Annotated in this window: 25 protein-coding genes; 18 read left to right on the forward strand and 7 right to left on the reverse strand. The window is 48.0% G+C overall.

Annotated elements, in window-relative coordinates; all coding sequences use genetic code 11:
- Window positions 1-143 precede the first annotated feature (143 nt).
- The 9 genes from purM to ABEW32_RS07580 all read left to right on the forward strand — a co-directional run bounded on the left by purM (window position 144) and on the right by ABEW32_RS07580 (window position 8535).
- Window positions 144-1184, forward strand: coding sequence for a phosphoribosylformylglycinamidine cyclo-ligase (purM, locus tag ABEW32_RS07540; protein ID WP_090888531.1), 1041 nt, complete (start codon window positions 144-146; stop codon window positions 1182-1184).
- Window positions 1184-1804 carry a phosphoribosylglycinamide formyltransferase gene (purN, locus tag ABEW32_RS07545; protein WP_430186219.1) on the forward strand — a complete coding sequence of 207 codons (621 nt, stop codon included), beginning with the start codon at window positions 1184-1186 and terminating at the stop codon, window positions 1802-1804. Before purM ends, purN begins: the two co-directional genes overlap by 1 nt.
- Before the next feature lie 124 nt (window positions 1805-1928).
- A complete protein-coding gene (gene purH / locus ABEW32_RS07550; protein WP_430186221.1) occupies window positions 1929-3473 on the forward strand; it encodes a bifunctional phosphoribosylaminoimidazolecarboxamide formyltransferase/IMP cyclohydrolase in 1545 nt (514 codons plus the stop codon).
- 64 nt (window positions 3474-3537) lie between these two features.
- The gene (purD, locus tag ABEW32_RS07555) at window positions 3538-4803 is read left to right on the forward strand and encodes a phosphoribosylamine--glycine ligase (protein WP_430186223.1); all 1266 of its coding nucleotides are present in this window, start codon (window positions 3538-3540) and stop codon (window positions 4801-4803) included.
- Between the two features lie 125 nt (window positions 4804-4928).
- Window positions 4929-5606, forward strand: coding sequence for a TetR/AcrR family transcriptional regulator (locus ABEW32_RS07560; protein WP_430186225.1), 678 nt, complete (start codon window positions 4929-4931; stop codon window positions 5604-5606).
- 99 nt (window positions 5607-5705) lie between these two features.
- A complete protein-coding gene (locus tag ABEW32_RS07565; RefSeq protein WP_430186227.1) occupies window positions 5706-6563 on the forward strand; it encodes a transporter substrate-binding domain-containing protein in 858 nt (285 codons plus the stop codon).
- 85 nt (window positions 6564-6648) lie between these two features.
- Entirely contained in the window at window positions 6649-7296 is a 648-nt protein-coding gene (locus ABEW32_RS07570) for an amino acid ABC transporter permease (RefSeq protein WP_430099292.1), read from the forward strand.
- Window positions 7297-7310: 14 nt separating this feature from the next.
- Complete coding sequence (locus ABEW32_RS07575; RefSeq protein ID WP_430186229.1) at window positions 7311-8060, forward strand: amino acid ABC transporter ATP-binding protein; 750 nt, start codon at window positions 7311-7313, stop codon at window positions 8058-8060.
- Between the two features lie 49 nt (window positions 8061-8109).
- Window positions 8110-8535, forward strand: a complete 426-nt coding sequence (locus ABEW32_RS07580) for an OsmC family protein (RefSeq protein WP_013369486.1) — start codon at window positions 8110-8112, stop codon at window positions 8533-8535.
- Between the two features lie 233 nt (window positions 8536-8768).
- Here ABEW32_RS07580 and ABEW32_RS07585 read toward each other — a convergent pair whose 3' ends face one another.
- The 5 genes from ABEW32_RS07585 to ABEW32_RS07605 form a co-directional block, all read right to left on the reverse strand.
- Entirely contained in the window at window positions 8769-9746 is a 978-nt protein-coding gene (locus tag ABEW32_RS07585) for a FecCD family ABC transporter permease (protein ID WP_430186232.1), read from the reverse strand.
- Window positions 9743-10747, reverse strand: coding sequence for a FecCD family ABC transporter permease (locus tag ABEW32_RS07590; RefSeq protein WP_430186234.1), 1005 nt, complete (start codon window positions 10745-10747; stop codon window positions 9743-9745). Before ABEW32_RS07590 ends, ABEW32_RS07585 begins: the two co-directional genes overlap by 4 nt.
- A complete protein-coding gene (locus ABEW32_RS07595) occupies window positions 10744-11724 on the reverse strand; it encodes an ABC transporter substrate-binding protein (protein WP_430186236.1) in 981 nt (326 codons plus the stop codon). Before ABEW32_RS07595 ends, ABEW32_RS07590 begins: the two co-directional genes overlap by 4 nt.
- 203 nt (window positions 11725-11927) lie before the next feature.
- A complete protein-coding gene (locus ABEW32_RS07600) occupies window positions 11928-12656 on the reverse strand; it encodes a response regulator (protein WP_430186238.1) in 729 nt (242 codons plus the stop codon).
- A complete protein-coding gene (locus tag ABEW32_RS07605; protein WP_430186240.1) occupies window positions 12649-14301 on the reverse strand; it encodes an ATP-binding protein in 1653 nt (550 codons plus the stop codon). The genes ABEW32_RS07600 and ABEW32_RS07605 overlap by 8 nt, the downstream gene beginning before the upstream one ends.
- Before the next feature lie 181 nt (window positions 14302-14482).
- On the opposite strand from ABEW32_RS07605, the gene ABEW32_RS07610 reads away from it, so the two are divergent.
- Together ABEW32_RS07610 and ABEW32_RS07615 are read left to right on the forward strand one after the other, a co-directional pair.
- A complete protein-coding gene (locus ABEW32_RS07610; protein ID WP_058710748.1) occupies window positions 14483-14776 on the forward strand; it encodes a putative quinol monooxygenase in 294 nt (97 codons plus the stop codon).
- A 45-nt stretch (window positions 14777-14821) separates the two neighbouring features.
- Window positions 14822-15646, forward strand: a complete 825-nt coding sequence (locus tag ABEW32_RS07615; RefSeq protein WP_430186242.1) for an aldo/keto reductase — start codon at window positions 14822-14824, stop codon at window positions 15644-15646.
- A 71-nt stretch (window positions 15647-15717) separates the two neighbouring features.
- Here ABEW32_RS07615 and ABEW32_RS07620 read toward each other — a convergent pair whose 3' ends face one another.
- Window positions 15718-16374: an SdpI family protein gene (locus ABEW32_RS07620; protein WP_430186244.1), complete on the reverse strand. Its 657-nt coding sequence runs from the start codon at window positions 16372-16374 to the stop codon at window positions 15718-15720.
- Complete coding sequence (locus tag ABEW32_RS07625; RefSeq protein ID WP_430186246.1) at window positions 16371-16682, reverse strand: autorepressor SdpR family transcription factor; 312 nt, start codon at window positions 16680-16682, stop codon at window positions 16371-16373. The genes ABEW32_RS07620 and ABEW32_RS07625 overlap by 4 nt, the downstream gene beginning before the upstream one ends.
- A gap of 217 nt (window positions 16683-16899) precedes the next feature.
- Here ABEW32_RS07625 and ABEW32_RS07630 point away from each other — a divergent pair, with 217 nt between their 5' ends.
- The 7 genes from ABEW32_RS07630 to ABEW32_RS07660 all read left to right on the forward strand — a co-directional run bounded on the left by ABEW32_RS07630 (window position 16900) and on the right by ABEW32_RS07660 (window position 24223).
- Entirely contained in the window at window positions 16900-17511 is a 612-nt protein-coding gene (locus tag ABEW32_RS07630) for an alpha/beta hydrolase (RefSeq protein WP_430186248.1), read from the forward strand.
- Window positions 17512-17584: 73 nt separating this feature from the next.
- The gene (gene tlp, locus ABEW32_RS07635) at window positions 17585-17809 is read left to right on the forward strand and encodes a small acid-soluble spore protein Tlp (protein WP_430186250.1); all 225 of its coding nucleotides are present in this window, start codon (window positions 17585-17587) and stop codon (window positions 17807-17809) included.
- A 236-nt stretch (window positions 17810-18045) separates the two neighbouring features.
- Entirely contained in the window at window positions 18046-19338 is a 1293-nt protein-coding gene (locus tag ABEW32_RS07640; protein ID WP_430186252.1) for an ABC transporter substrate-binding protein, read from the forward strand.
- 27 nt (window positions 19339-19365) lie between these two features.
- Window positions 19366-20328 carry a carbohydrate ABC transporter permease gene (locus ABEW32_RS07645; protein ID WP_430186254.1) on the forward strand — a complete coding sequence of 321 codons (963 nt, stop codon included), beginning with the start codon at window positions 19366-19368 and terminating at the stop codon, window positions 20326-20328.
- A 3-nt stretch (window positions 20329-20331) separates the two neighbouring features.
- Window positions 20332-21171, forward strand: coding sequence for a carbohydrate ABC transporter permease (locus ABEW32_RS07650; protein WP_013369500.1), 840 nt, complete (start codon window positions 20332-20334; stop codon window positions 21169-21171).
- Between the two features lie 209 nt (window positions 21172-21380).
- Window positions 21381-22667, forward strand: a complete 1287-nt coding sequence (gene ilvA / locus ABEW32_RS07655) for a threonine ammonia-lyase IlvA (protein ID WP_430186256.1) — start codon at window positions 21381-21383, stop codon at window positions 22665-22667.
- A 356-nt stretch (window positions 22668-23023) separates the two neighbouring features.
- Complete coding sequence (locus tag ABEW32_RS07660; RefSeq protein WP_430186258.1) at window positions 23024-24223, forward strand: MFS transporter; 1200 nt, start codon at window positions 23024-23026, stop codon at window positions 24221-24223.
- Window positions 24224-24261 lie beyond the last annotated feature (38 nt).

Consider the following 24261-nt stretch of genomic DNA (forward strand, 5'->3'; position numbering starts at 1 on the left):
ACTCACAACACGAACCACCACCAAGCAGCACCCAATCCTACGCATCTGACCGACTCTTGAGGGGTCCAGGGGGAGCAGCCCCATGGAATCCTCCCTGCTAGGGAGGACTTAGGAGGGTCAATCATTTGAAGGAGTGTTCATGAATGTCCGAAGCATACAAAAACGCAGGGGTAGATATCGCTGCTGGTAATGAAGCAGTAGAACGGATGAAAAAGCACGTAAAACGTACCTTCCGTCCGGAAGTGCTCACGGACTTGGGCGGATTCGGTGCGTTGTTCGGCCTGAATAAAGATAAGTACGAGGAGCCTGTACTCGTTTCCGGTACTGACGGTGTCGGCACGAAGCTGAAGCTTGCTTTTGCAATGGATCGTCATGACACCATTGGCATTGATGCAGTTGCGATGTGCGTAAACGATATCGTCGTCGGGGGCGCAGAGCCACTCTTTTTCCTAGATTACCTTGCTTGTGACAAGGTTGTGCCTGAGAAGATTGAAGCTATAGTTGCTGGAATCGCAGAGGGCTGTCACCAGTCAGGATGTGCATTGGTCGGCGGCGAAACCGCAGAAATGCCGGGGATGTACAGTGAGGGCGAATATGATATTGCTGGCTTCACCGTAGGGATTGTAGATAAAAGCAAAATCATTAACGGCAGTTCCATTGTTCCTGGAGATACCGTAATCGGACTGGCTTCCAGCGGTGTCCATAGTAACGGCTTTTCACTGGTTCGCAAGCTGTTATTGGAACAGCAAGGTTATGATTTGCATGATGAAATCGAAGGCTTGAACGGCAAACTGGGTGATGTATTGCTGGAGCCAACGAAAATTTATGTGAAATCTGTGTTGGCATTGCTGGACAAGGTAAAAGTAAAAGGCATGGCGCATATCACTGGTGGCGGGTTTATTGAAAATATCCCTAGAGTATTACCGGATCACGTCAATGTAGATATACAGTATGGCACATGGCCAATTCTGCCGATCTTCCAGCTCATGCAGGAAAAGGGCGAAATCTCTAACAAAGACATGTTCACGACCTTCAATATGGGGATTGGAATGGTGATCGTTGTTGATGCAGAGCACGCACAGACCGCATTGGAAGTTCTGAAGGAACAGGGTGAAGCTGCGTATGTGATCGGAAAAGTAACGGAAGGCAGCTCGATCGTGACCTTTACGGGAGCCGAGGTGTAATGAACAAGTACCGGATTGCTGTTTTTGCATCAGGTGAAGGGACGAACTTTCAGTCTTTGGTGGATGCGGCCGCGCGGGATGAACTGGGCGGTGCCTCGGTAGAACTGCTCATCTGTGACAAGCCCGCGGCTCCTGCTGTAGCTAGAGCACAGAAGGCCGGAATTGCCTGCCATACTTTTCGCCCTAAGGATTATCCAGCCCGAGAAGACTATGAGCGTGAATTGGTGGCTTTGCTGGAGCAGAAATCGATTGATCTCATCGTGTTGGCAGGCTATATGCGTTTACTATCCAGTGTCATGGTTGATGCGTACGCTGGGAAAATCATCAATATTCATCCGTCGCTGCTGCCGGCATTTCCAGGGAAGGATGCTGTTGGACAGGCATTGGCCTATGGGGTCAAGGTAAGCGGGGTCACCGTCCATTTTGTAGACGGGGGGATGGATACTGGTGCAATTATTGCCCAACGTGTCGTGGAGGTTCACGATCATGATACAGCGGAATCCTTATCCGCAGCTATTCAATCCGTGGAACGTCAGCTATATCCAGAGGTAGTTGGCAGACTGGCCCAAGGCAAAATCCAATTGAATGGCCGCAAGGTGAGCTCACTTCTCAAAAGATAATTGTAATTTGTCATATCATTGTCATAACAAGGATACTGTACAGGCATTTTCCGATATTTCTCGGGAAATAAATTGATAGAAGAGAAATTTGCAAAATTCTGAAAGAGCTAAAGGAGGAGACGGGATGAGTATTAAAAGAGCGCTTGTCAGCGTATCAGATAAACGGGGAATCGTGGATTTTTGCCGCGAGTTGTCCAAATTGGGTGTGGAGATCGTTTCGACAGGGGGAACGAGCAGCTTGTTGTCGAAGGAGGGTATTCCTGTCATCGGCATTTCAGAGGTAACGGGATTTCCGGAAATTATGGATGGACGTGTTAAAACACTCCACCCTGCGGTACACAGCGGTTTACTGGCTGTTCGGGATAATGAAGAGCATCAGCGCCAGATGAAGGAGCTTGGATTGGATTATATTGATCTGGTCGTTGTAAACCTGTATCCTTTTGCGGAAACGATCGCCAAACCCGGTGTAACCTATGAGGACGCGATTGAAAATATCGATATCGGCGGTCCAACAATGCTTCGTTCTGCGGCAAAAAACCATGCTTTTGTCAGTGTAGTGGTTGATGCGGATGACTATAGCACTGTACTGGAGGAAATACGTAAGGATGGCGACACGGAGCTGAATACCCGTAAGCGTTTGGCTGCAAAAGTGTTCCGTCATACAGCGTCATACGACGCTTTGATTTCCGATTATTTGTCGAATGTGACAGGCGATCCGCTGCCTGAGCGTTACACTGTAACCTATGAAAAAATTCAGGATTTGCGTTATGGTGAAAATCCTCATCAACAGGCAGCCTTTTACCGTGAGCCATTGGCGGCCAAGGGTACACTGACAACTGCGAAGCAACTTCACGGCAAAGAGCTGTCTTACAATAATATCAATGACGCTAATGCAGCCCTGCAAATCGTCAAAGAATTCAGCGAGCCGACAGTAGTAGCAGTTAAGCATATGAATCCTTGCGGTGTGGGAATTGGCAGCAGCATTTATGAAGCGTACAGCAAAGCTTACGCAGCAGATCCTACCTCGATTTTTGGCGGTATCGTCGCGGCTAACCGGATTATTGACGGCGATACAGCGAACAAGCTGAGTGAAATCTTTTTGGAAATTATACTGGCACCAGGCTTCACGAAAGAAGCATTGGAGATTTTAACGAAAAAGAAAAATATCCGTTTGCTTGATCTGGGTGAGCTTTCACCATCTGAGGCGAAGAGCCGTTTCGTCGTGACTTCCATTGAAGGTGGCATGGTTGTTCAGCAAAATGACGTTCACGCAGTAGAACCGGATGCACTTACGGTTGTAACAGAGCGTGCGCCATCCGAGGAGGAACTGAAGCAACTTTTGTTTAGCTGGAAAGTGGTTAAGCATGTGAAATCCAATGCCATCGTACTGGCAGCAGATAATATGACTATTGGCGTAGGCGCAGGACAAATGAACCGTGTCGGAGCGGCCAAGATTGCGATTGAGCAGGCCGGTGACAAAGCAAAAGGTGCCGTACTGGCATCGGATGCATTTTTCCCAATGGGCGATACGCTGGAGTTGGCAGCTAAAGCAGGCATTACAGCAGTCATTCAGCCGGGCGGTTCCATTAAAGATGAAGAATCCATCAAGGTTGCTAACGAATATGGCATTGCTATGGTCTTTACAGGCGTACGTCATTTCAAGCATTAAGTTGCGTGAGTTGTGGATGCAGCACACCTGAACGATCATAATGGGAGCGGGAGGAATCACCTGAATGGATATTTTGGTTATCGGAGGGGGCGGCCGCGAACATGCAATTGTGTGGGCGCTGAAGAAAAGCCCCAAGGCCGGACAAATCTATTGTGCGCCAGGTAATGCGGGTATCGGGCAATTAGCGGAGTGTGTGCCGATTCCGGTGGGTGACTTTGACGCACTGACAGAACTGGCGGAATCCAAAAAAGTCGGACTTGTCGTAGTGGGCCCCGATGATCCGCTGGCAGACGGCATTGTGGATGCCTTTGAAGCGAAGGGCATTCCAGTATTCGGTCCGCGTAAAAATGCGGCGGAAATTGAAGGTAGTAAAATCTTCATGAAGGATTTGCTGCACAAATATCAAATTCCGACAGCAACTTATCGCAAGTTTTATACCTATGAGGAAGCACATGCCTACTTGAAGGAACAGCCTATTCCAGTGGTCATTAAGGCCGATGGACTGGCAGCAGGCAAAGGAGTGACAGTCGCTTACTCCATGGAGGAAGCGGAGAAGGCGCTGTCCGATATTATGGTAGCGAAGGTTTTTGGGGAAGCGGGAGCACAGGTCGTGATCGAGGAGTTTCTCGCTGGTCAGGAAATGTCGATTCTCTCCTTTGTGGATGGTGAAACGGTTCGTCCAATGGCAGCAGCCCAAGATCATAAGCCGGTATTTGATGGTGACAAAGGACCGAACACAGGTGGCATGGGCACGTATTCCCCGTTGCCTCACGTAGCCAATTCTATTATTGAGGAAGCCATTGAGACGATTATTAAGCCGACGGCCAAGGCTATGGTTGCTGAAGGACGCCCGTTCCGTGGTGTTTTATTTGCTGGTCTGATGATTTCGCCGGACGGCAAGCCGAAGACCATTGAGTTTAATGCACGTTTTGGTGATCCAGAAACACAAGTCGTATTGCCTCGCCTAAAATCCGACTTGCTCGATATTTTTCTCGCTGCCGTGAACGGTACACTGGATCAGGTGGAGATCGAGTGGAAGGATGAGGCTGCGGTGTGTGTCGTGCTGGCATCTGGAGGTTATCCTGCAGCTTACGCCAAAGGGATACCTATTCACGGATTGGACCAGGCTGACGAAGCCATCGTGTTCCATGCCGGAACAGGCATCAACGAACAAGGGGAGTGGGTCACGAATGGCGGTCGCGTGTTAGGTGTGGTTGGCTTGGGACGTGACATTGCCGAGGCACGGGACAAAGCTTACGAACAGGCGGCTCGTATTACCTTTGAAGGCAAACAGAACCGTACAGATATTGCGGCAAAAGCGTTGCTATAACAGCAATATATAGGATCAAGAGGACCTCTGCGGAGGTTCTCTTTTTTCGTTTGACAAAAGTATACTTATCCTATAGGATTAAAAATACAAAACTGACTGACTGATCAATCGGGAGGAGGAAACCCATGCAGCCACGCAAGGCGAAGCAGCCCAAAACCCTTTCGAATGAGTCACCTGTTGAGCACGGGGGAGAAGAAACAGACCGCAGAACACAGCTTCTTCATATTGCGTTAAAGCGGTTCGCCGAGCAGGGTTACCACCAAACGAAGATTTCAGATATCGTGGTGGAGGCAGGAGTAGCTCAAGGCACATTTTATTGGCATTTTAAAAGTAAAGAAGCTCTGGCGCTGGAGATTATCGCTACAGGCCGTGGACAGCTTTTGTCAGCGATCGGGCAGGGGTATCGCCGTGATGCGGGAACGCTGGCTGATATGGTTAAGGCATCAGAAGCGCTGTTTGCTCGGCTATTCCATTTTGCATTGGAGAACCGTCATCTGATGGGTTTGCTGCTGATCGGCAGTGGTGTCGATGAACCCGTACGGCAAAGTATTCGTGAGACCAGAACTGCGATGGAGCTTGCATTCCGGCGCAATATCGAGAGAGCGATCGAGCTGAACATGCTGCCTGCCGAATTAGATGTCGAACTAAGGGCAGCCCTGCTCATGAGCATGATCGAAGGGATCATTATACGCTGGCTATTCGGTTCAGAGGGAACACATGACCACATCAAGCAGGTATCCGTTACAAGATTGGCAGAAGAGGCTGCTAATTTTGAATTTTACGGACTATTAGGTCAATGCTAGATGTTCAACATCGCATGAATGAGTAGTGGGCAACAAATAATATAACCCAATTACACATACAAACTTAAACATTTACATCTAGACAGGAGAGAACGATACATGAAAACACGTAAAAAAGGTTTCTTGGTGACCACACTCATGGCGCTGGCATTGTTCAGCCTTGTGCTGAGCGCTTGTGGTGCCAAACAGGAAGCTTCCAATACCAGCACTGGAACGGGCAACAGCAATGAGGCAGCTGCCAATCAGCTCGAAGCCATCAAGAATGCCGGTGTAATGAAGGTAGGGATGATGGGCACTTATCCGCCGTACAATTTCTTGAACGACAACAAGGAGTTGGACGGGTTTGACGTGGATATTGCCAAAGAATTGGCGAAACGGATTGGAGTAAAAGCGGAATTCACGGCCCAAGAATTTTCGGGATTGATTCCAAGTTTGCAAAAGAAAAAATTCGATGCAGTGGTTAGTCAGGTGGCGATTACAGAGGATCGTAAGAAAGCCATTGACTTCACAGATCCCTATATCACCAATAATGTGAATATTATCGTGAACAGCAAAACAAATGACATTACGAAGCTGGAAGATTTTAAAGGTAAAACGATTGGTGTCGGCTTGGGAACAAATGATGAGTCTTATCTGCGCAACGAAGTGCTGCCAAAGGTAGGCGATTTTGAGATCAAAACCTATGATGATGTCATTACTTCATTGAAGGATCTAAACTCGGGCCGTATTGATGCAACCATTAACAATCTGTATGCTCTCAAGCCCATTATTGACAAAAACGGGTTCCAAATTAAAGCCGTAGGTGAACCGATTAAATCGGATCAGGCGGCTGTAGCCATTAACCAGAAGACTCCTGAGCTCAAGGCCGCCTTGAACAAGGCTCTGAAGGAAATGAAGGAAGACGGCACTTACAAAACAATTTTCAAAAAATGGTTTGGCGAGGAGCCAAAAGAATAACGTAAGCCTGTTACAGGCGGCTGGCTCCAGTCATGGCTTTTATGCTGACATGGGGCCACTCGTCTGAAAGAAGGGAATATAATCGATGCTAGAATTAATGTGGGAGAACGTCCCTTTTTTATTGAAGGGTGCTTACTATACGCTGTATATAACGATTGTTTCTATGCTGTTTGGTCTAATTATTGGTTTGATTGTTGCAGTAGCGCGCTTGAAGGGGAATCGACCTATTCGTTGGTTGGCTCGCATGTATGTATCGATCATCCGGGGAACGCCGGTTTTGGTGCAGATTGCGGTCATTTATTATGGTTTGGATGATTACGGAATATCCTTCGGATCGCTCACGGCTGCTTGTCTTGCACTCAGTATTAATACAGGGGCGTACTTATCGGAGACGTTCCGTGGAGCTATTTTAGCCGTACCACAGGGACAGACTGAGGCCGCTTATGCGACGGGAATGTCGCCTGGTCAAACGATGTGGCGTATCATTCTTCCGCAGGCGTTGCGTATTGCAATTGCACCGATGGGGAACACGTTTGTGGGTATGCTTAAAGAAACGTCGCTTGTATCGGTTATCGGGGTTAGTGAATTGATGCGACAGGCGCAGCTTTTACAGGCGCAGTATTTGCGCTACATGCCGTTTCTGCTCGAAATTGCCCTGATGTACTGGATTATGAGCATTGGATTCTCCGCTATACTGGAGCGGGTGGAAAAGCGTCTGGCTCGAGCTTATTAAGGTGGAGATGATGGATGATGATAACAACAAACGGATTAGGGAAACGATTCGGACAGGTAGAGGTTCTGAAAAGCATAGATTTTCAGGTTGCCGCTCGTGAAATTGTCGTATTGCTCGGTCCCAGCGGCTCAGGTAAAAGTACTCTGTTGCGTTGCCTCAACGGTCTGGAAGAGCTGTCTTCTGGCAAGTTTGAGGTGAACGGGATCGAGGTTGATGCTACGGCTCCCCTGCGTGCCCGCCAAGCGGCTATTCGTGATATTCGCAAGCAGACGGGGATGGTGTTCCAGCAATTCAATCTGTATCCGCACAAAACAGCTATCGGCAATGTCATTGAAGGACTGCTGACAGTAAAGAAAATGCCGCGCGACAAGGCAATGTCTATCGGACAACAGCTACTGAAGCGGGTGGGCTTACTGGATAAGCAGGATGTGCATCCAACTCGTCTGTCTGGTGGACAGCAGCAACGGGTAGCTATTGCACGTGCACTGGCGATGGACCCGGCGATTATGCTGTTCGATGAGCCGACATCGGCGCTTGATCCCGAACTGGTGGGTGAAGTGCTGGGGGTTATGCGGGAGTTGGCCCAAGACGGAATGACGATGGTCGTCGTGACTCATGAGATGAAATTTGCCCGTGAGGTGGCCGACAAGGTTGTATTTATGGCGGACGGAATCATTGTGGAGGAAGCTGCGCCACAGGCATTTTTTGATGCTCCCCAGCAGGAGAGGACACAAAAGTTTTTGCGTCAAATTAGTGAATTTTAAGTTCGAAAATAAATCATAGATTACTAAAATGGAAAGAAGGCAAATGAACATGAAAGTATCTACAACTTGGCATGGCAAACGCGCGTTTACTTCGGAAGGACCGTCCGGTTATTCCGTAGGGATGGATGCTACGGCGGCTTATGGCGGTGATGGTAAAGGGATGACACCGATGGAACTGCTGCTTGCGGGGCTAGCGGGGTGTATCGGTATTGATATTACGATGATTTTGGATCGTTTTTTGTCAGACATTCAGCGAATTGATATTGATGCAGAAGGTACGCGCAAGGAGCAAATGCCAACAGGATTTACAGCGATTGATCTGACATTCCACGTAGATGGAGATATTCCAGATTACCGCGTATGGAAAGCGATTCAGATGGGTAAGGAAAAATATTGTGCGGTATCTGATTCCCTAAAAGCGGAAATTCGGATGCACCTCATTTTGAATGGAACAGAAGTACCCTATCCAGCGTAAGTGTTGAGGGGTGAGGAGAGTCAGCCTGTGTTATATACAGGAGGGCTCTCTTTTTTTATGTCTGACAATATGACGCATAATGAAATCTTGTGTGTGGAATGCATATCGAAGTTACTGTACGATGAATCGTTTAGAAAAGAAACCAATCAGCGGATCGGTGTACAGGTGGGGAGGTAATGCAGCTAAACGCTACGTTATCGTGCAGCGTTTAGCTGTAATGGAGAACTTGTCCTTTATCCGCTGCTTTTTTGTTTGCGTTCCCGTAGCAAGAGATTCAGGAAATAGGGCGCGCCAATTACGGCTGTCACGATGCCGGCGGGAATTTCGAGCGGCGGCTTCAGCCCCCGTCCGAGCGCATCGGCAAGGACGAGGATCAGGGCACCGATCATGGCTGCGCCAGGTAGTAAATAGCGGTGGCGATTGCCAAACAACCGCCGTGCCAGATGTGGTGCCAGCAGCCCGATAAAACCAATGGAGCCGATGGCAGCGACACAGGCAGCAGCTAAAGCCACGGATACGGCCAGCAGTCCTGTGCGCATACGCTTCACGCTAAGTCCCAAGCCAGCCGAGCTTTCCTCGTCCAGACTCATAATATCCAGTTTGCGTTGTAGCGTATAGGCGAGCGGCAGCAATACAATTAACCATGGCAAAAGTCCGTATACTTCATCCCAGCCTTTGCCCCACAGACTTCCAGCTAGCCAAGTCAGCGTATCGCTGGCTTCGAGTGGATATTTGACCAGTATATAATCGGTTGCAGCCTGAAAAATGGCACCTACCGCCAGCCCGGTTAAGGCTAGCATGTTAGGACGCATACCTCCCCTCATCGAAAGCTGTACGAGCAGTAGTGCAGCTAATCCGGCACCGACAAAGGCAGCTACAGGCAACAGCGCCACGGGGGATGAGGGGAGGAGCACGATAACGAGAACCGCCGCAAAGCCGGCTCCCTTGGACACACCCACTACATCCGGTGAAGCCAGTGGGTTGCGGATCATGCCTTGCAGCAGCACGCCAGCTACTGCGAGGCCAGCACCAGCCATGATGGCCAACAGGCCACGAGGCAGTCGATAATGGTGAACGATGAACCAGGAAGAGGCATTTGGGTCAGTCAGTGCCATGATCAGCTCAGCGGGTGTAATGTAGGTGCTGCCCACGCCAATAGCAATAAAAGAAATACCTAGCATGAGCACGAGTAAAATCCACAGCTTTTTCATCGTGAAGCCCTCCCGTTCTTGTGCGCCAGGTATAAAAAGAAGGGCGCGCCGACCAGCGCGGTTACGATACCAACGGGCGATTCATAAGGAAAGGCAATAAATCGTCCAAGCACGTCTGCATATGTCAGCAGCAGAGCTCCGCAGATTGCAGACAGGGGGATGACCCGTTTGTAATTGTCGCCTGTAAACACCTTGATGATATTCGGCACCATTAGGCCCACAAAACCGATGGACCCGGCTACCGCTACAGCAGAGCCTGCCAGCATAATAACTGAGACCGAGGCCAGTAAGCGGACAAGCCGTACGTTTTGTCCCAGTCCCTGTGCGACCTCTGTACCAAGGCTAAGCACAGATAGCGAGGGGGCCAGCGCCAGTGCAAGGATCATACCGACGGCGAACCATGGCAGCACCAGACGCGTGTCGGCCCAAGTAGACCCGTCGATGGCGCCAGCGAGCCAATACAGTACATCGGATATTTGCTCGTTGAACACGAGCAGTCCCTGAGTGACTGAGGCCAGCAGCAGATGTACAGCCATCCCGGCAAGGGCCAGCTTGACTGGCGTCATGCCCGCTGTCCCGGCCAACGCATATACGAAGGAACCGCCTGCGATCGCTCCGGCAAAAGCAAAATAAATGCTGCCGGATGACCCGATATTCGGCAGCAGCACGACCGACAGAACGACAGCCAGCGATGCGCCAGAGCTGACTCCAAAAACCTGCGGTGAAGCCAGCGGGTTGCGCGTGATGGCCTGCATCAGCGCTCCGGCTACGGCAAGCCCGGCGCCGACGATCAGGCCAATGACGGCACGTGGTAGGCGTATCGTCAAGATAATGAGCTGATCCTTGGACGGATGCTCGGTGAACAGCGCGGTCAGCATGGTGGGGATGTCCATCCTGACGGGGCCAATCGCCACGCTCAGTAGCAGTCCAGCCAGCAACGCGAATAGAAGTGCAAAGAAGACCGGCTTATTTAGCCGGTCGCGTAAGGCTTGTCCGATCAACGGGAGCCGTCTCCTTTATTTTGCGCGGGATACAGAAGCGAAATCGCTTGCTTCAGTATTTGCTCGGCAGAGCCGAGTCCACGGTACCGGGTCCACAGCGCCCGATCTACTTCGTAAATTTCCCCTTTTTTCACGGCCGTAATGTTTTGCCATAACGGATTTTGCTTCCATTCCGCAAGCAGCTTCTCATCGGCTTCAACCAAGAAGATCACATCTGGATCAGCTTGTGCAATCTGCTCCAGTGTCAGCTTGACTGTGGGCTCGCTTGTATTTTGAAGGGCATTGTGGATACCTGCCTGCTCCAGCAGTTGTCCATCAAAAGATGATGCACCGTGAGCTGACAGTGAATCCGAACGGAATACCCCAAGCAATACGCTGCGTGGCTCACCAGCTTGAATGCCTTCTTTCAGCTTTGCCATGGTAGCCTTATGTGCAGCAAGAATTTGCTCGCCTTTTTCCTTCTCACCCAACGCATCAGCGATCACGCTGAAGGATGCTAGGTTTTGCTCATAAGAGGAATTGCGGCTCTTTAGAACAATGGTTGGAGCAATTTCGCTTAGTTCTTTGTATATGCTCTTATGACGGTTCAGATCAGCAATAATCAAATCAGGCTTCAAAGAGCTGATCGTTTCCAGGTTTGGCTGTTTGCGTGTACCAACAGGTGTGAAGTCGATTTTTTTGCCAAGCAGTCCATCGATATCATCATCATTCTCCTGAGCTATGCCGACAGGCGTTATGCCCAGTTGAGTAGTAGCATCGACAAAGGAGAACTCCAGCGTTACGATTCTTTTGGGTTTACCTGTAACCTTGGTTTCTCCCATCTCATGTTTGATCGTTCGAGTGTCGCCTGTCGCTTGAGGTGCTGCTGCGTTATTATTTTGTGACTGGCCTCCACATCCCGCCATCATGACGGTTAGTAGTACCAGAATCGCAGCAAATAGCATGCCTGTGCGTAGTGGCTGTTTTGGTGTTGCCATATGTTGTCCCCCGTTCCAAATATGCTTACCAGAGAAACTGATAATCATTATCAATTAACTAACTGTTGACCATTCTAGCAACCGGGAAGAGGGACGTAAATAATGTGATCATTTAAACCATTTTGTCCTAATAAGTGAATTAAGTTCATAAAATCACAGGCAAGGAGAGAGGAAGGGACAGACTTGACGGTAGAATTGGAGGATCATGCATTTTCCTGCCGTCTGCGGTAGATACGTTCCGGTCTGCCGACCGTTCCGTACACCTGATCGTGGTGAGCATCGCCACTTTCCACTAAATACTCCAGATACCTTCTGGCTGTAGATCGGCTCATGCCTAGCTCAATGCCCACTGTCCCTGTAGTTACCTCCCCTCGTCGATGCAGAAGATCAAGCACTTTTTCGCAGGTTACTTTATCAATCCCTTTGGACCATAGTTCACCGACTCCGTTACCCGCCATCCGACCTGTGCCTGCGCTTTGAAGCAGACTATCAATTTCCGCTTGCTCCACCGTAGATTGTTCCTCTTGCCATGTTGTGACTTGGCGCCGAAAACGGGCATATTCCTCTAAAGTCGCACGCAGTCTCTCGAATACGAGCGGCTTCACAATAAAATCAAAAACGCCTGCACGAACCGCTTGTACCACAGTTTCAGCTTCCTTGGCGGCAGTCAGCATAATGACATCTGTATCCGGATAGTGTTGCTTGATGAACGATAGCAGGGTTAGGCCATTCGTATCGGGAAAGTAAACATCCAGCACCACTAAAGGCGGACGCAGAACATCGAGTTGAAGCTTTGCCTCAAATTCGTTCGTTGCTATTGCACATACAGAGAACCCGTCCACCTTTTCAATAAATCGTCGGTTAATCTCCGCAATTCGCGGATCATCTTCAATAATAAGAACCTCAATGTCCGATAAAACCCGCTCATTCATGGACGTAACCTCCTTTTGTATCTTGATTCGTGTCTGTCCTATTTAAAGGAATGTATACTTCAAAAATGCTACCTCCACCAGGTCGTTCATGTACTCCGATGGAGCCGCTCATTCGTTCTGTGTATTCCTTTACGAGAGCCAGGCCATATCCGTGTCCTGCCTCTGCTTTGGTTGATGCCCCCTTAATGAACAGTTTTTCCTGGATATCCTCCGAAATACCTGATCCATTATCCGCAACTTCGACAATGATGGCTCCCGTTATTTCTTCAAGCCGGAACCATACCTGTCCGTCAGAAATGGAGTCTATTGCAACGGCTTCCATGGCATTATCCAGCAGGTTTCCAGCAATGGCAGCAAGAAGCGGCCACTCCAACGTAGGGGACGGAGTTGCAAATACTCCTTTAATAAATGAATGGAGTACAATTCCTTGCTTCAACGCCTGTTTTTTCTTGCTGATCAGCAGGCTGGCGATGATTGAATCGGGTGAAAGAGAAGAGGAAACGGAACGATGTACACGATACTCCTCCGATTCCTGAGTAATAAAGTCCACTGCTTCGTCATAACACTCCAACTGAATCAGACCGGATATGAGATATAGCCGATTGGTATATTCATGTGTTTGTGATCGCAGCACATCCGCATAATCCTTGACCTCTGTCAACTGCCGCGTCATGCGAAGCAGCTCCGTTTTGTCGCGCAGACTGGCAACTGTACCCAGTATTCGCCCAAATCGATCCTTGATCGGCACACGGCTGACGACTACGACTCGTTGTTGGATCTCAATTTCCTCATTGAGTACGCTCTGTTCCTGATCAGGCTGCTTGCCTGGATTTTTCTCGATAAAATCTGTAGCAAGTACATCTGCCAGCTGATTTGCGGTCTCTGCCAAGTGACGCAGCTCGTATCCGTAGAGGCTAGTTTCCGGGGGCAGGCCCAGCAAACGGACGGCTTGTGGATTGGCAAGTGTGACTTGTCCACTGCTATTAACCGCGATAATCCCTTCGCCTATGGACTCGAGAATGGCTTGCTTTTCCTGATACAAACGGCCAATCTCCACGGGTTCCAGCCCATGCAGTTCGTGCCGTACCCGTCGTGCTATAACCAGACCTCCTAATATGCCGATCATCAACGCGCCTACCATGAACCACAGCCATGTGTATGTATATGTGCGAATATTTTGCGTGACATCTGTCATCAGGAAACCTACAGAAACGAGTCCGATGGCACGGCCATGTTCATCATAGACTGCGGTTTTAGCCCGTAGTGACGGCCCGAGAGAGCCGGTAGATTGCGTAATAGACGGCTGCCCTTGCAGCACCTTATGATTCAGCGGGTCCATCATAGGCTGTCCGATGCGTTCCGGGTTAACATGCCATTGACGAATGAGATGACGATCTGCAATCGTAATAAAATCAGCGCCGCTGCTAGCTTGGACGGGCTTTACTGCTTCGTTGATCCGCGCACGTAATAACGTTGTGTCGGTCTGTTCTAGAGCATCCCTGATCTGTGCATCTACCGCAAGCGTATTAGCCACGGTCAGTGCCCTTTTCCCAATCTCTTCGTACAAGGCGGAGGTAATCATGTAACGCAGGGATAATCCCAACAGCCCCGTAACGATCAGCACTAAAAGGGAGATGAATACCATTAATTTTGTCTGAAAACGCACATGCCTTCACCGCCATTAAACAAAATATAGGAGCATTTGATCAACGTCCAACTCCCCAATATAATTCATTTTACTGTATTACAGAAACGGTCGCACTTTTAATCTATCGAAAGAATGGTCTATAATAGAAATAGTTACATAATGTGAGGAGGAAAATATTATGATTATTATTCATGCCGATATGAAAGTTTTACCAGAAAAAAGAGAAACATTTCTGCAACAAACCCAAGGGTTGATCAGCGCTTCCCAAGCTGAAGAAGGCAATGTACGCTATACGTTAATGCAGGATCTGAATGATCCTAACGCATTTACGATGGTAGAAGAGTGGAAGGATGCTGCTGCCGTAGATTTCCATAACAATTCTGCCCATTTCCAGGCATTTGTTGCTGCAGCTAAAGAATTGTTGGCTGCTCCGCTTGAAGTGAATGCTTTTCAGGATGCGACTAAACTGTAATTATCCCGTTGGATAATTTATTACTAGGAATAGGAGGAGATAGACATGGGGAACATTGCGGATACAGCTTTACTAAATAACGGAGTTCAGATGCCTGGGCTTGGTTTTGGTACGTATAAGGCGGAAGGTAATGAGGTCTACGAAGCAGTCAAAACAGCTATTGAGGTCGGTTACCGCCACATTGATACCGCGGCGATCTACGGCAATGAGGAACTGGTCGGACAAGCCATTCGTGACAGTGGGGCGGCCAGAGAAAATCTGTTTGTGACCACCAAGCTATGGAATCAGGATCAGGGCTATGATTCAACACTGCGTGCCTTCGAGGAAAGCCGCAAACGGTTGGGTCTGGACATAATTGATCTGTATCTCATTCATTGGCCTGGCAAGGATAAGTACAAGGAAACTTGGAAGGCGTTCGAGCGGCTGTATGAAGAAGGAAGCGTACGTGCAATTGGAGTAAGTAATTTCCAAATCCACCATCTCGAAGACCTCCTGAAAGATAGCAACATTGTGCCTGTCATCAATCAGGTAGAGCTTCACCCGCGTCTGACACAGCAAGAGCTGCATCAATACTGCCGGGAGCATCAGATTCAGCTTGAATCGTGGAGTCCTCTGATGAAGGGGAAACTGACGGAGCAGGCTGATATCGTAGAGATTGCTGCCAAATACGGCAAAACAACTTCTCAGGTTATTTTGCGTTGGCATCTGGATCGGGGGATTGTGACGATTCCCAAATCGGTCACCGCTCATCGTATCCGCGAAAATGCCGATTTGTTTGATTTTGAACTAACGACTGAGGATATTGACCGAATTAATGGTCTTCATCTGGATGAACGTGTGGGTACTCATCCTGATAAGCTGTTGTTTTAAATGAATATGTAGATGTACAAAGAACTTCCCATTCTGCGTTTATCGCAGTTTGGGAGGTTCTTTGTTTATTCCTACTGATGGTTTATTTTGCGATGCAGAAGGAAGGAGTAAAGTACAGGGATGACAACGGATATACCCAGCCCAGTGAGAAAAATGACCGTCCCTGCCAATCCATTCACCCATGCCGCTACCAAGGCCGAAGCTCCACCGAGCATCATCATAGGTCCGCCCAAACGGTGCGTTTTGCGCCATACCTCCGGGTTGGACAGAGTCCACGGCGTGCGGATACCGAAGGTATAGTTTGGCTGTACCTGAGTCATATAATTACCCAGCACCAGCAGCATCAGGCCCAGCACTCCATAAAGGATTGTAAGCATCTGCAGCCGATAATTCAGGTTATACAGCAGCATTCCCCAACCGGCTATAGCGAGAATGAGCGAAGTGCCTACGCGCGTAACCTCATAGGCTTTGGTAAATTTCTTGAAATTCGCTTTGTTGGGGTCCATGTAGCGAGATAACCGAAGGAGCAAAGGTACCAGCCCCAACAGCACCAGCATGATAATTGCGCCACTTTTGCTCATGTACCCGTCTGCGGTATTATCAAAGCTAAAATGAGAGGCCAGCACATCGGGAAGCCGGTTATACAGTAGTAAAGCGCCTATAGCAGGTGATAAGGCAATCAAAGTTGTCAATACATCCGTCAAACTCCAATGTGGTCGCAATTTCATTCAGACCCCTCCGTATCCTTGATATCATTCGAATTTTGTTTTACAGGGGCATCGGATTGGACGATGCTGAACATCCAGCCGATGACATCAGCCATAACTGTTGTATGCAAGGTGTAAATAATGCTTTGTCCCTGTCGCTCATCGAGCACAAGCCCCGCCTGCTTTAGCAAATTCAGATGGTGGGATATGCTGGGCTTGCTGATTTGAAAATGCTCGGCCACGTCGCCTGCGCTCATGCTTTTGTCTTTCAAAAGCTGCAATATTTTGCGCCGGGTCGGATCAGCCAAGGCTTTGAAGGCATCATTCAAAGTTTGCTCACTCCTTTAGATATTTAGATAATTCCCTAAATATCTAATTCAATGCTAAAATAAATGCAGGTACGTGTCAACAAGCAAACACACGGATAAAACAATATTTGGTCTGGGAAGACATTTTTGTTTGTCAACGGAGGAAAAGCACGCTATAATCAATTTATACAAAAAATAAGATTCTTAATTTAAAAGTAAATAAAGGAGGAAATAGAGTATGAAACACGTATTCCGTAAAGGAAATCAGCCTCAAGCTCCGGTTATTTTGCTATTGCATGGTACTGGCGGAAATGAACGAGATTTGCTGCCGTTGGCTGATTTGGTTGCACCAGGCGCGTCTGTGTTAGGCGTGAGAGGTAATGTGCTGGAAAATGGGATGCCACGCTTCTTTCGCCGTTTGGCAGAGGGGGTGTTCGACATTGAGGATCTCGTATTTCGTACCAAAGAACTAAGCGAATTTGTAGATTCAGCTGCAGAGCAATATGATTTTGACCGTAATAACGTGGTGGCTTTAGGCTATTCCAATGGAGCCAACATAGCAGCCAGTATGCTCTTTCATGATGCAAAAGCGCTACGTGGGGCCATTCTCCATCATGCCATGGTGCCATTGCGAGGGCTGCAACTGCCGGACTTGAACGGTGTCCCTGTATTTCTGTCTTCTGGTGAAAATGACCCGATTGTTCCTGCTGCGGAATCTCAGGAGCTGCAAGCCCTGCTGGAAGGAGCCGGAGCACAGGTGGAAGCCCACTGGGAACGCAATGGTCACCAATTGACCCGTACTGAAGCCGAAGCGGCAAGTCAGTGGTTTGGGAAACATTTTAATGCATAAAATAACTCGATAACGATCAAGCTACGGTTTAGCGCTCTAGTGAGCGATTCTATGATTAGGAGGCGTCAAACCGATGGCAAAACCGGATAATCGAGCAGATAATGTGGAGCATTTGCAACAGAGTATTCAAAACACACAACAGAACCTGCATGAAGCTGAAGGATATCTGAACGAATTTTCCTCTGAGATCAGTAATGAGGAGCGTAAGCAGATCGAAGAAAAAAATAATCGCCGTAAACAAAGTATTAGATCATTTCGAGAAGAAGTGAAAGACGAAGCAGCACATTCGCAAGAGTAGTTAAAATTGCGCGACCCCACTCTAAGTTTCAATTGGAGTGGGGTCGTTTTTTTATGCAGAAATGATCATAATCGCATTCAATTCATTTTCCCCCTATAATGCAATAGGATCAGATTTACACAAAAACGGAGTTTTTTTAAATAATGTTGTTGTAAACTAATTTGTGTTGATGTTAAATATAAAAGAAAGCGCAATCATTTACGAATTAGGAATTCATCATGCGAAGGGGGAAGGATATGCTGCTGCGAAGAAAAAGCATGGCTTTAATGCTTATGGTGGTGGTTTTGATGGCTGGACTGCTGCAAGGCTGCTCTTTCAAGAGCGATGAAAAGGACGGGCCAGGAACAGAACTTGTATTGTGGACATTCAACGAACTGCATGAGAAGTTTTTTCTGCAAATGGCTGACCAATGGAACCAACAGCACCCTGATGAACTGATTAATTTGAAAGCGAATACATTCCCTTACGACAACCATCACAGCAAGCTGTCGATTGCGTTGCAGTCAGGAGTCGGAGCACCGGATATTGCGGATATTGAGGTGAACAAGATTGGTAATTTCCTCAAAGGAATACCGCAACTGGTCCCGCTCAATCCGGTGATAGATCCTGAGATCAAAAACATCGTGCCCTCCAGAGTACAGATTTACGGTAAAGACGGTAAGTATTACGGCATTGACTTTCACGTTGGGGCCGAAGTGATGTATTACAATAAAGAGATTATGGATCAGGCGGGGGTGAACCCGGATTCCATTGTTACCTGGGCAGATTATGCTGCTGCTGGCAAGCAAGTGCTGGCAAAAACGGGCAAACCAATGGCGACCTTGGAGACGAATGACCTATGGAGCTACTGGCCGATGATCTCCCAGCAAAATTCAGATTTTTTGAATGACAAGGGCGAATTGACGCTGGATAACGAAACCAATATTAAAACACTTGAGTTTCTCCAACAAATGATAAAAGACAAGATCGCTATTCCCGCACCGGGCGGCGGACATCATATGGAGGAATACTACGGGTTTATGAACAAAGGCGGAGCCGCTTCGGTGTGGATGCCGATGTGGTACATGGGACGGTTTACAGATTACATGCCTGACCTGAAAGGAAAAATCATCATTAAACCGATGCCAGCGTGGGAAAAAGGCGGTTATCGCTCAGCAGGTATGGGCGGAACGGGAACAGTAGTCACGAACCAATCCAAACACCAGGATTTGGCCATGCGTTTTCTAGCCTTTGCCAAGCTGTCCAAGCAAGGGAATGTGGAAATCTGGAAGCAGCTAGGGTTTGATCCGATCCGCAGTGAAGTGTGGACTATGCCAGAAGCCAAAGCCAAAAATAAATTTACGGATTATTTCGGAACGAATATTTTTGACACGCTGATCGAAGTAAAAGATGAGATCAATGCAGTGCATATCGGACCGAAAACGCCTGACATCGCCAGTGCTGTACGTAATAAAATCCTTTATCGGACACTACAGAGTGGCGAAGACCCAGCCACGGTGCTGCATGAGCTAGCAGATGAACTGAGATAGACCCCAACAGGAAAGGGAGTGAGATTCATGGCAACGCCCGTTCATACGAACGCTAATGTACCGGCAGGTCAGCCGCCACAACCACAGCGTCCGACCAGAAGCCAATGGAGCCGATTTATTCATTCCAGTCGTACGGCACCGTATGTATTTGTCCTTCCATTTTTACTGTCCTTTGCGCTGTTTTTTGCGTATCCGGTCATCTCGACGGTCATTATGAGCTTTCAGGAAGTCCTGCCAGGGATAACAACTTATGTTGGCCTGGAAAATTATAAGGATTTAATGAATCCTACGTTTGGAAAAGCAATATTGAATAGCGTCCTCTACACGCTGCTTACACTGGTCGTGCTGATTCCTCTGCCACTGGTGCTGGCGGTATTGCTGAATTCGCCTAAAATGCCGGGCAGAGGGCTGTTTCGCTCTGTGATGTTTATACCGGCACTAACCTCAGTGGTGGTAGCAGGAACAATCTTCCGACTCATGTTCGGGGAATTGGACGGCTCGCTGATGAATTCCCTGTTGGGGATATTCGGTCTTGAGCCTTACAAATGGCTGATGAATGCGAACACCGGATTTTTAGCGTTGATCGTGCTGGCCTTGTGGAGATGGCTGGGTGTGAATATGCTGTATTACATGTCAGGGCTACAGAATATTCCTCCCGAGTTGTATGAAGCGGCTCAGATTGATGGGGCCAGCCGCTTCCAGTCATTTTGGCGGATTACGATTCCTATGCTAAAACCCGTGACGATCTACGTATTTACGATCAGTATTTATGCCGGATTGTCTATGTTCACCGAGAGCTATATGCTGTGGAACGGAAATAACTCCCCGAATGATATTGGATTGACGATCGTTGGCTATCTCTATCGCCAAGGTCTGGAACAGAACAGTATGGGCTTTGGAGCAGCGGTGGGTATTGTATTGCTCGTATTCACATTAGTACTGAACCTGATCCAGCTCAAATTTTTTGGCATGTTTCGGAAGGAGGATTAAGCGATGGCTCAGAAACAAAAAGGCCCGTTATCTGCATTTCTCGTTGTCCTGTTCATTCTGTTTGCCGGGTTCGCCCTGTTTCCGCTATTTGCCGTGACGCTTGCCTCATTCAAGCCATCGACGGAACTGTTGCGCTACGGCTTGAATCTCAAGCTGGAGTGGGCCATCATGTCCTTGAAAAACTATGCGTTCATCTTTCAGGGGACGACGGATTATTTTCAATGGTACTGGAATAGTCTTGTCATTACCGTCTTGTTTACGGTGTTATGTCTGATACTATCCGCAATGGTGGGGTATGGTCTGGAGATGTATCGTTTCAGACTGAAAAATGTGATTTTTACACTGGTGCTGGTCGTGATGATGATCCCGGTAGAAATTATCATGCTGCCACTCTACAAACTCATGATCGGCATGAAGCTGATCAATACGGTATGGGGTGTGATTTTGCCGTTTGTTGTCGCACCGATTCCCATCTTTTTCTTCCGTCAATATTTGAGCGGGGTGCCCAAGGACTTTATGGATGCTGCACGGGTTGATGGTTGTTCAGAGTATGGCATTTTTGTGCGAATTATGATGCCTCTGATGGCACCGGCATTTGCGGCGATGGCTATTTTACAGGCTATGAACAGCTGGAATAACTTCCTGTGGCCGATGATCGTATTGCGTACCAATGACATGCTGACATTGCCAATCGGTCTGTCCAGTTTGCTGACACCGTACGGCAACAATTATGATGTGCTGATTGCCGGTTCAGTCTTGGCAATTTTACCGATTCTCGTCGTGTTTTTGTTCTTCCAGCGTTACTTTATTGAGGGGATGACAGCAGGCGGGGTAAAAGGATAACCATTACGGTGCTGAATGAGTCGATTGGATACAAGAAATGTATAGCGTTAGAAAAGGCGGGTCGGGCATTGTCCCGGCCTGTTTTTTATAGATTTAATGATTTTCATTCTCATTTTCATGACTATCAACTGCACAAGCTATAGGTAAACGTGGTATGATGTTTGAAAGATTTCAAATACAGAAATATTCAGGCGGAGCGTGGAGAACCTATGGAACCAACAGAAACCCAGAAAACTGAACCGGCCACAGCGTCAACCGTTGGCATGGAGGATATTGTACGGGCGCATCATATGCTGCGTGAGGTTATTGTCCGTACACCTTTACAAAGGGATGCCGTCCTATCGGCCAAATATAACTGTAATGTGTATCTGAAGCGAGAGGATCTTCAGGTTGTGCGGTCCTTTAAAATCCGTGGAGCGTACAATATGATCCGCAGCTTGACTCCTGAGCAGATGGAAAAAGGGATCGTGTGTGCGAGTGCGGGCAATCATGCTCAAGGCGTGGCTTTTTCATGTAACGCGCTTGGCATTCACGGTAAAATATTTATGCCGAGCACAACGCCTAATCAGAAGGTGAAGCAGGTCCGTCGCTTTGGCGGAGACAGTGTAGAGGTCATTTTGACCGGAGATACATTTGACGATGCTTATGATGAGGCTATGAAGGTGTGCAGCGAGCAGGAAATGACCTTCATCCATCCGTTTGACCAGCCGAAAATTATCGCGGGTAATGGTACGATTGCGATGGAAGTGATGGAGAGTCTGGATACACCTGCGGACTATATGTTCGTGACGATTGGTGGCGGCGGTTTGGCGGCAGGCATAGGTACATATGTTAAAACGGTGAGTCCGACCACCAAAGTAATCGGCGTAGAACCTCTGGGCGCAGCGTCGATGACGGAAGCGATGCGTTTGAACAAGGTCGTTACACTGGAGCAAATAGACAAGTTCGTTGACGGAGCTGCAGTAAAGCGTGTGGGTCAGCTAACGTATGACATTTGTAAACATACCTTGGATGATATTGTGAAGGTACCGGAAGGCAAGGCATGTACCGCGATTCTGGCGTTGTATAATGAAAACGCGATTGTTGTGGAGCCTGCGGGCTCGCTGCCTGTAGCAGCGCTTGATCTGTATCGTGAGCAGATTCAAGGCAAAACAGTAGTCTGTATCGTCAGTGGTGGCAATAACGACATTGATCGTATGCAGGAGATCAAGGAGCGCTCCCTGATTTATGAAGGACTAAAGCATTATTTCATGGTGAATTTCCCGCAAAGAGCAGGGGCGTTGCGTGAGTTTCTTCAGGAAGTGCTTGGACCAGACGACGACATCACAAGGTTTGAGTATACGAAAAAGAATGATAAGGAAAATGGTCCGGCCCTGGTCGGCATTGAGTTGTTCCACAAGGAAGACTATCTTCCTTTAATTGAACGAATGAATCGCAAGGGGATTCAATATACGGAATTGAACAAAAATGAGAATCTGTTTAATATGCTAATCTAACAAGGAGCCTACGGGCTCTTTTTTTGTATGTGCAATGTTATTGTAAAAAGAAAATAAACCATTAGACTGGGAACGAAATTAAGCTACCGGGCAGGATAGCTGGTTCGCGAAAAATAATAATGACTACTGTTAGGCGCAATAAGGTAGCGCCTATTTTTAATCTAAGGTAAGAAAACTACTGTATTACATTTTTGCTTTTAAAATCATGGAATTTTTATGAAAATAAAAGTATTTTCCTCTTAATTCACTTCATCCCCCTTTAATCATCCATGTAAAAAAGTGTTTTATTTATATAAGCTTATACGGAAGCGAAAGCTTTTTTAAGCGGCAAAAAATAAATAAAGGAGATTATTTTCGTGAACTCAAACACTGTTCTTATAAGAAAAGGCGATGCAAATGTGTCGTCTTCCAAACGTCTCCCGTGGGTCGGGTTGCTGGCTTTAGCCATGGCGGGATTCATCTGTATTCTTACGGAAAGCCTGCCTGCTGGATTATTGCCGCAAATTGCACAGGATCTAGGGGTCACAGAAGCTCTTGCCGGGCAATTGGTCACTCTCTATGCGGTTGGATCTCTTCTGGCCGCCATTCCTTTGACAACGGCTACCCGTGGGTGGAGGCGCCGACCGCTTCTGCTGGTGTGCATCATCGGCTTTCTTGTATTTAACACCATCACCGCGTTATCTTCCGTCTATGTGCTGACTCTTGTCGCGCGTTTCTTCGCAGGTGTCTCAGCAGGTGTTCTGTGGGGGATGACGGCCGGTTATGCGCGGCGCATGGTGCCTGATTCGCTGAAAGGAAGAGCGATGGCCGTAGCCATGGTCGGCACCCCGCTGGCATTGGCGCTGGGCGTTCCGCTTGGTACTTTTTTCGGAACATATACTGGGTGGCGTCTCATTTTCGGAGCTGTATCATTACTGGCTGCAGCCCTTATTGGCTGGGTGCTCTGGAAGGTGCCGGATTATGCAGGTGAGCCTGCCGGTGATCAACTCCCTTTTCACAAGGTTTTCCTGATTCCCGGTGTACGGACGATTCTGTTTGTCGTTTTGGCATGGGTACTAGCTCATAATATTTTGTACACTTATATTGCACCGTATCTTGCGGAAACCGTGTTTGCTCAGCGAGTGGATTTGGTTCTTCTTATTTTCGGAATTACCTCGGTAGTTGGCATTTGGGTGATAGGCATGCTGATTGACCGTTTTCTAAGAATGCTGGTTTTAATCAGCATCACAGGATTTGCTTTGGCTTCTGCGGCCTTGGGAATAGGAATAAATCAACCTGCAATCATCATTCTTGGTGTTACGGCGTGGGGGCTTACGTTTGGCGGGGCAGCCACTTTACTACAAACAGCAATAGCACAAGCTGGGGGAAAAAGCGCAGATATAGCCCAATCGATGCTGGTTACTGCATGGAATGTGGCCATCGGCGGAGGAGGCATTATCGGCGGGCTTCTTCTCGAACTGCTTGGAGCCGGATTTCTTCCGGGCTCATTAATCATCCTGCTGCTTCCCTCTTTGCTTGCAGTTTGGCTAGCTAAAAAGCATGGCTTTCCTTCCTAAAGGAATCCATGAATATGTGTAACATAAGCAAAAAATGA

It is taken from the genome of Paenibacillus jamilae, from assembly GCF_050482105.1.
Classification (GTDB): Bacteria; Bacillota; Bacilli; order Paenibacillales; family Paenibacillaceae; genus Paenibacillus; species Paenibacillus jamilae_B.

Excerpts from the sequence above, each read along its gene's own strand:
- ABEW32_RS07600 (WP_430186238.1), bottom strand. The coding sequence starts at position 12,656 with ATGAATGAGCGGGTTTTATCGGACATTGAGGTTCTTATTATTGAAGAT.
- ABEW32_RS07565 (WP_430186227.1), top strand. The coding sequence starts at position 5,706 with ATGAAAACACGTAAAAAAGGTTTCTTGGTGACCACACTCATGGCGCTG.
- purH (WP_430186221.1), top strand. The coding sequence starts at position 1,929 with ATGAGTATTAAAAGAGCGCTTGTCAGCGTATCAGATAAACGGGGAATC.
- ABEW32_RS07650 (WP_013369500.1), top strand. The coding sequence starts at position 20,332 with ATGGCTCAGAAACAAAAAGGCCCGTTATCTGCATTTCTCGTTGTCCTG.
- ABEW32_RS07595 (WP_430186236.1), bottom strand. The coding sequence starts at position 11,724 with ATGGCAACACCAAAACAGCCACTACGCACAGGCATGCTATTTGCTGCG.
- ABEW32_RS07645 (WP_430186254.1), top strand. The coding sequence starts at position 19,366 with ATGGCAACGCCCGTTCATACGAACGCTAATGTACCGGCAGGTCAGCCG.
- purD (WP_430186223.1), top strand. The coding sequence starts at position 3,538 with ATGGATATTTTGGTTATCGGAGGGGGCGGCCGCGAACATGCAATTGTG.
- ABEW32_RS07575 (WP_430186229.1), top strand. The coding sequence starts at position 7,311 with ATGATGATAACAACAAACGGATTAGGGAAACGATTCGGACAGGTAGAG.
- ABEW32_RS07585 (WP_430186232.1), bottom strand. The coding sequence starts at position 9,746 with ATGAAAAAGCTGTGGATTTTACTCGTGCTCATGCTAGGTATTTCTTTT.
- ABEW32_RS07560 (WP_430186225.1), top strand. The coding sequence starts at position 4,929 with ATGCAGCCACGCAAGGCGAAGCAGCCCAAAACCCTTTCGAATGAGTCA.
- ABEW32_RS07610 (WP_058710748.1), top strand. The coding sequence starts at position 14,483 with ATGATTATTATTCATGCCGATATGAAAGTTTTACCAGAAAAAAGAGAA.
- ABEW32_RS07615 (WP_430186242.1), top strand. The coding sequence starts at position 14,822 with ATGGGGAACATTGCGGATACAGCTTTACTAAATAACGGAGTTCAGATG.
- ABEW32_RS07630 (WP_430186248.1), top strand. The coding sequence starts at position 16,900 with ATGAAACACGTATTCCGTAAAGGAAATCAGCCTCAAGCTCCGGTTATT.
- ABEW32_RS07580 (WP_013369486.1), top strand. The coding sequence starts at position 8,110 with ATGAAAGTATCTACAACTTGGCATGGCAAACGCGCGTTTACTTCGGAA.
- ABEW32_RS07605 (WP_430186240.1), bottom strand. The coding sequence starts at position 14,301 with ATGGTATTCATCTCCCTTTTAGTGCTGATCGTTACGGGGCTGTTGGGA.
- ABEW32_RS07570 (WP_430099292.1), top strand. The coding sequence starts at position 6,649 with ATGCTAGAATTAATGTGGGAGAACGTCCCTTTTTTATTGAAGGGTGCT.
- purN (WP_430186219.1), top strand. The coding sequence starts at position 1,184 with ATGAACAAGTACCGGATTGCTGTTTTTGCATCAGGTGAAGGGACGAAC.
- ABEW32_RS07620 (WP_430186244.1), bottom strand. The coding sequence starts at position 16,374 with ATGAAATTGCGACCACATTGGAGTTTGACGGATGTATTGACAACTTTG.
- tlp (WP_430186250.1), top strand. The coding sequence starts at position 17,585 with ATGGCAAAACCGGATAATCGAGCAGATAATGTGGAGCATTTGCAACAG.
- purM (WP_090888531.1), top strand. The coding sequence starts at position 144 with ATGTCCGAAGCATACAAAAACGCAGGGGTAGATATCGCTGCTGGTAAT.
- ilvA (WP_430186256.1), top strand. The coding sequence starts at position 21,381 with ATGGAACCAACAGAAACCCAGAAAACTGAACCGGCCACAGCGTCAACC.
- ABEW32_RS07640 (WP_430186252.1), top strand. The coding sequence starts at position 18,046 with ATGCTGCTGCGAAGAAAAAGCATGGCTTTAATGCTTATGGTGGTGGTT.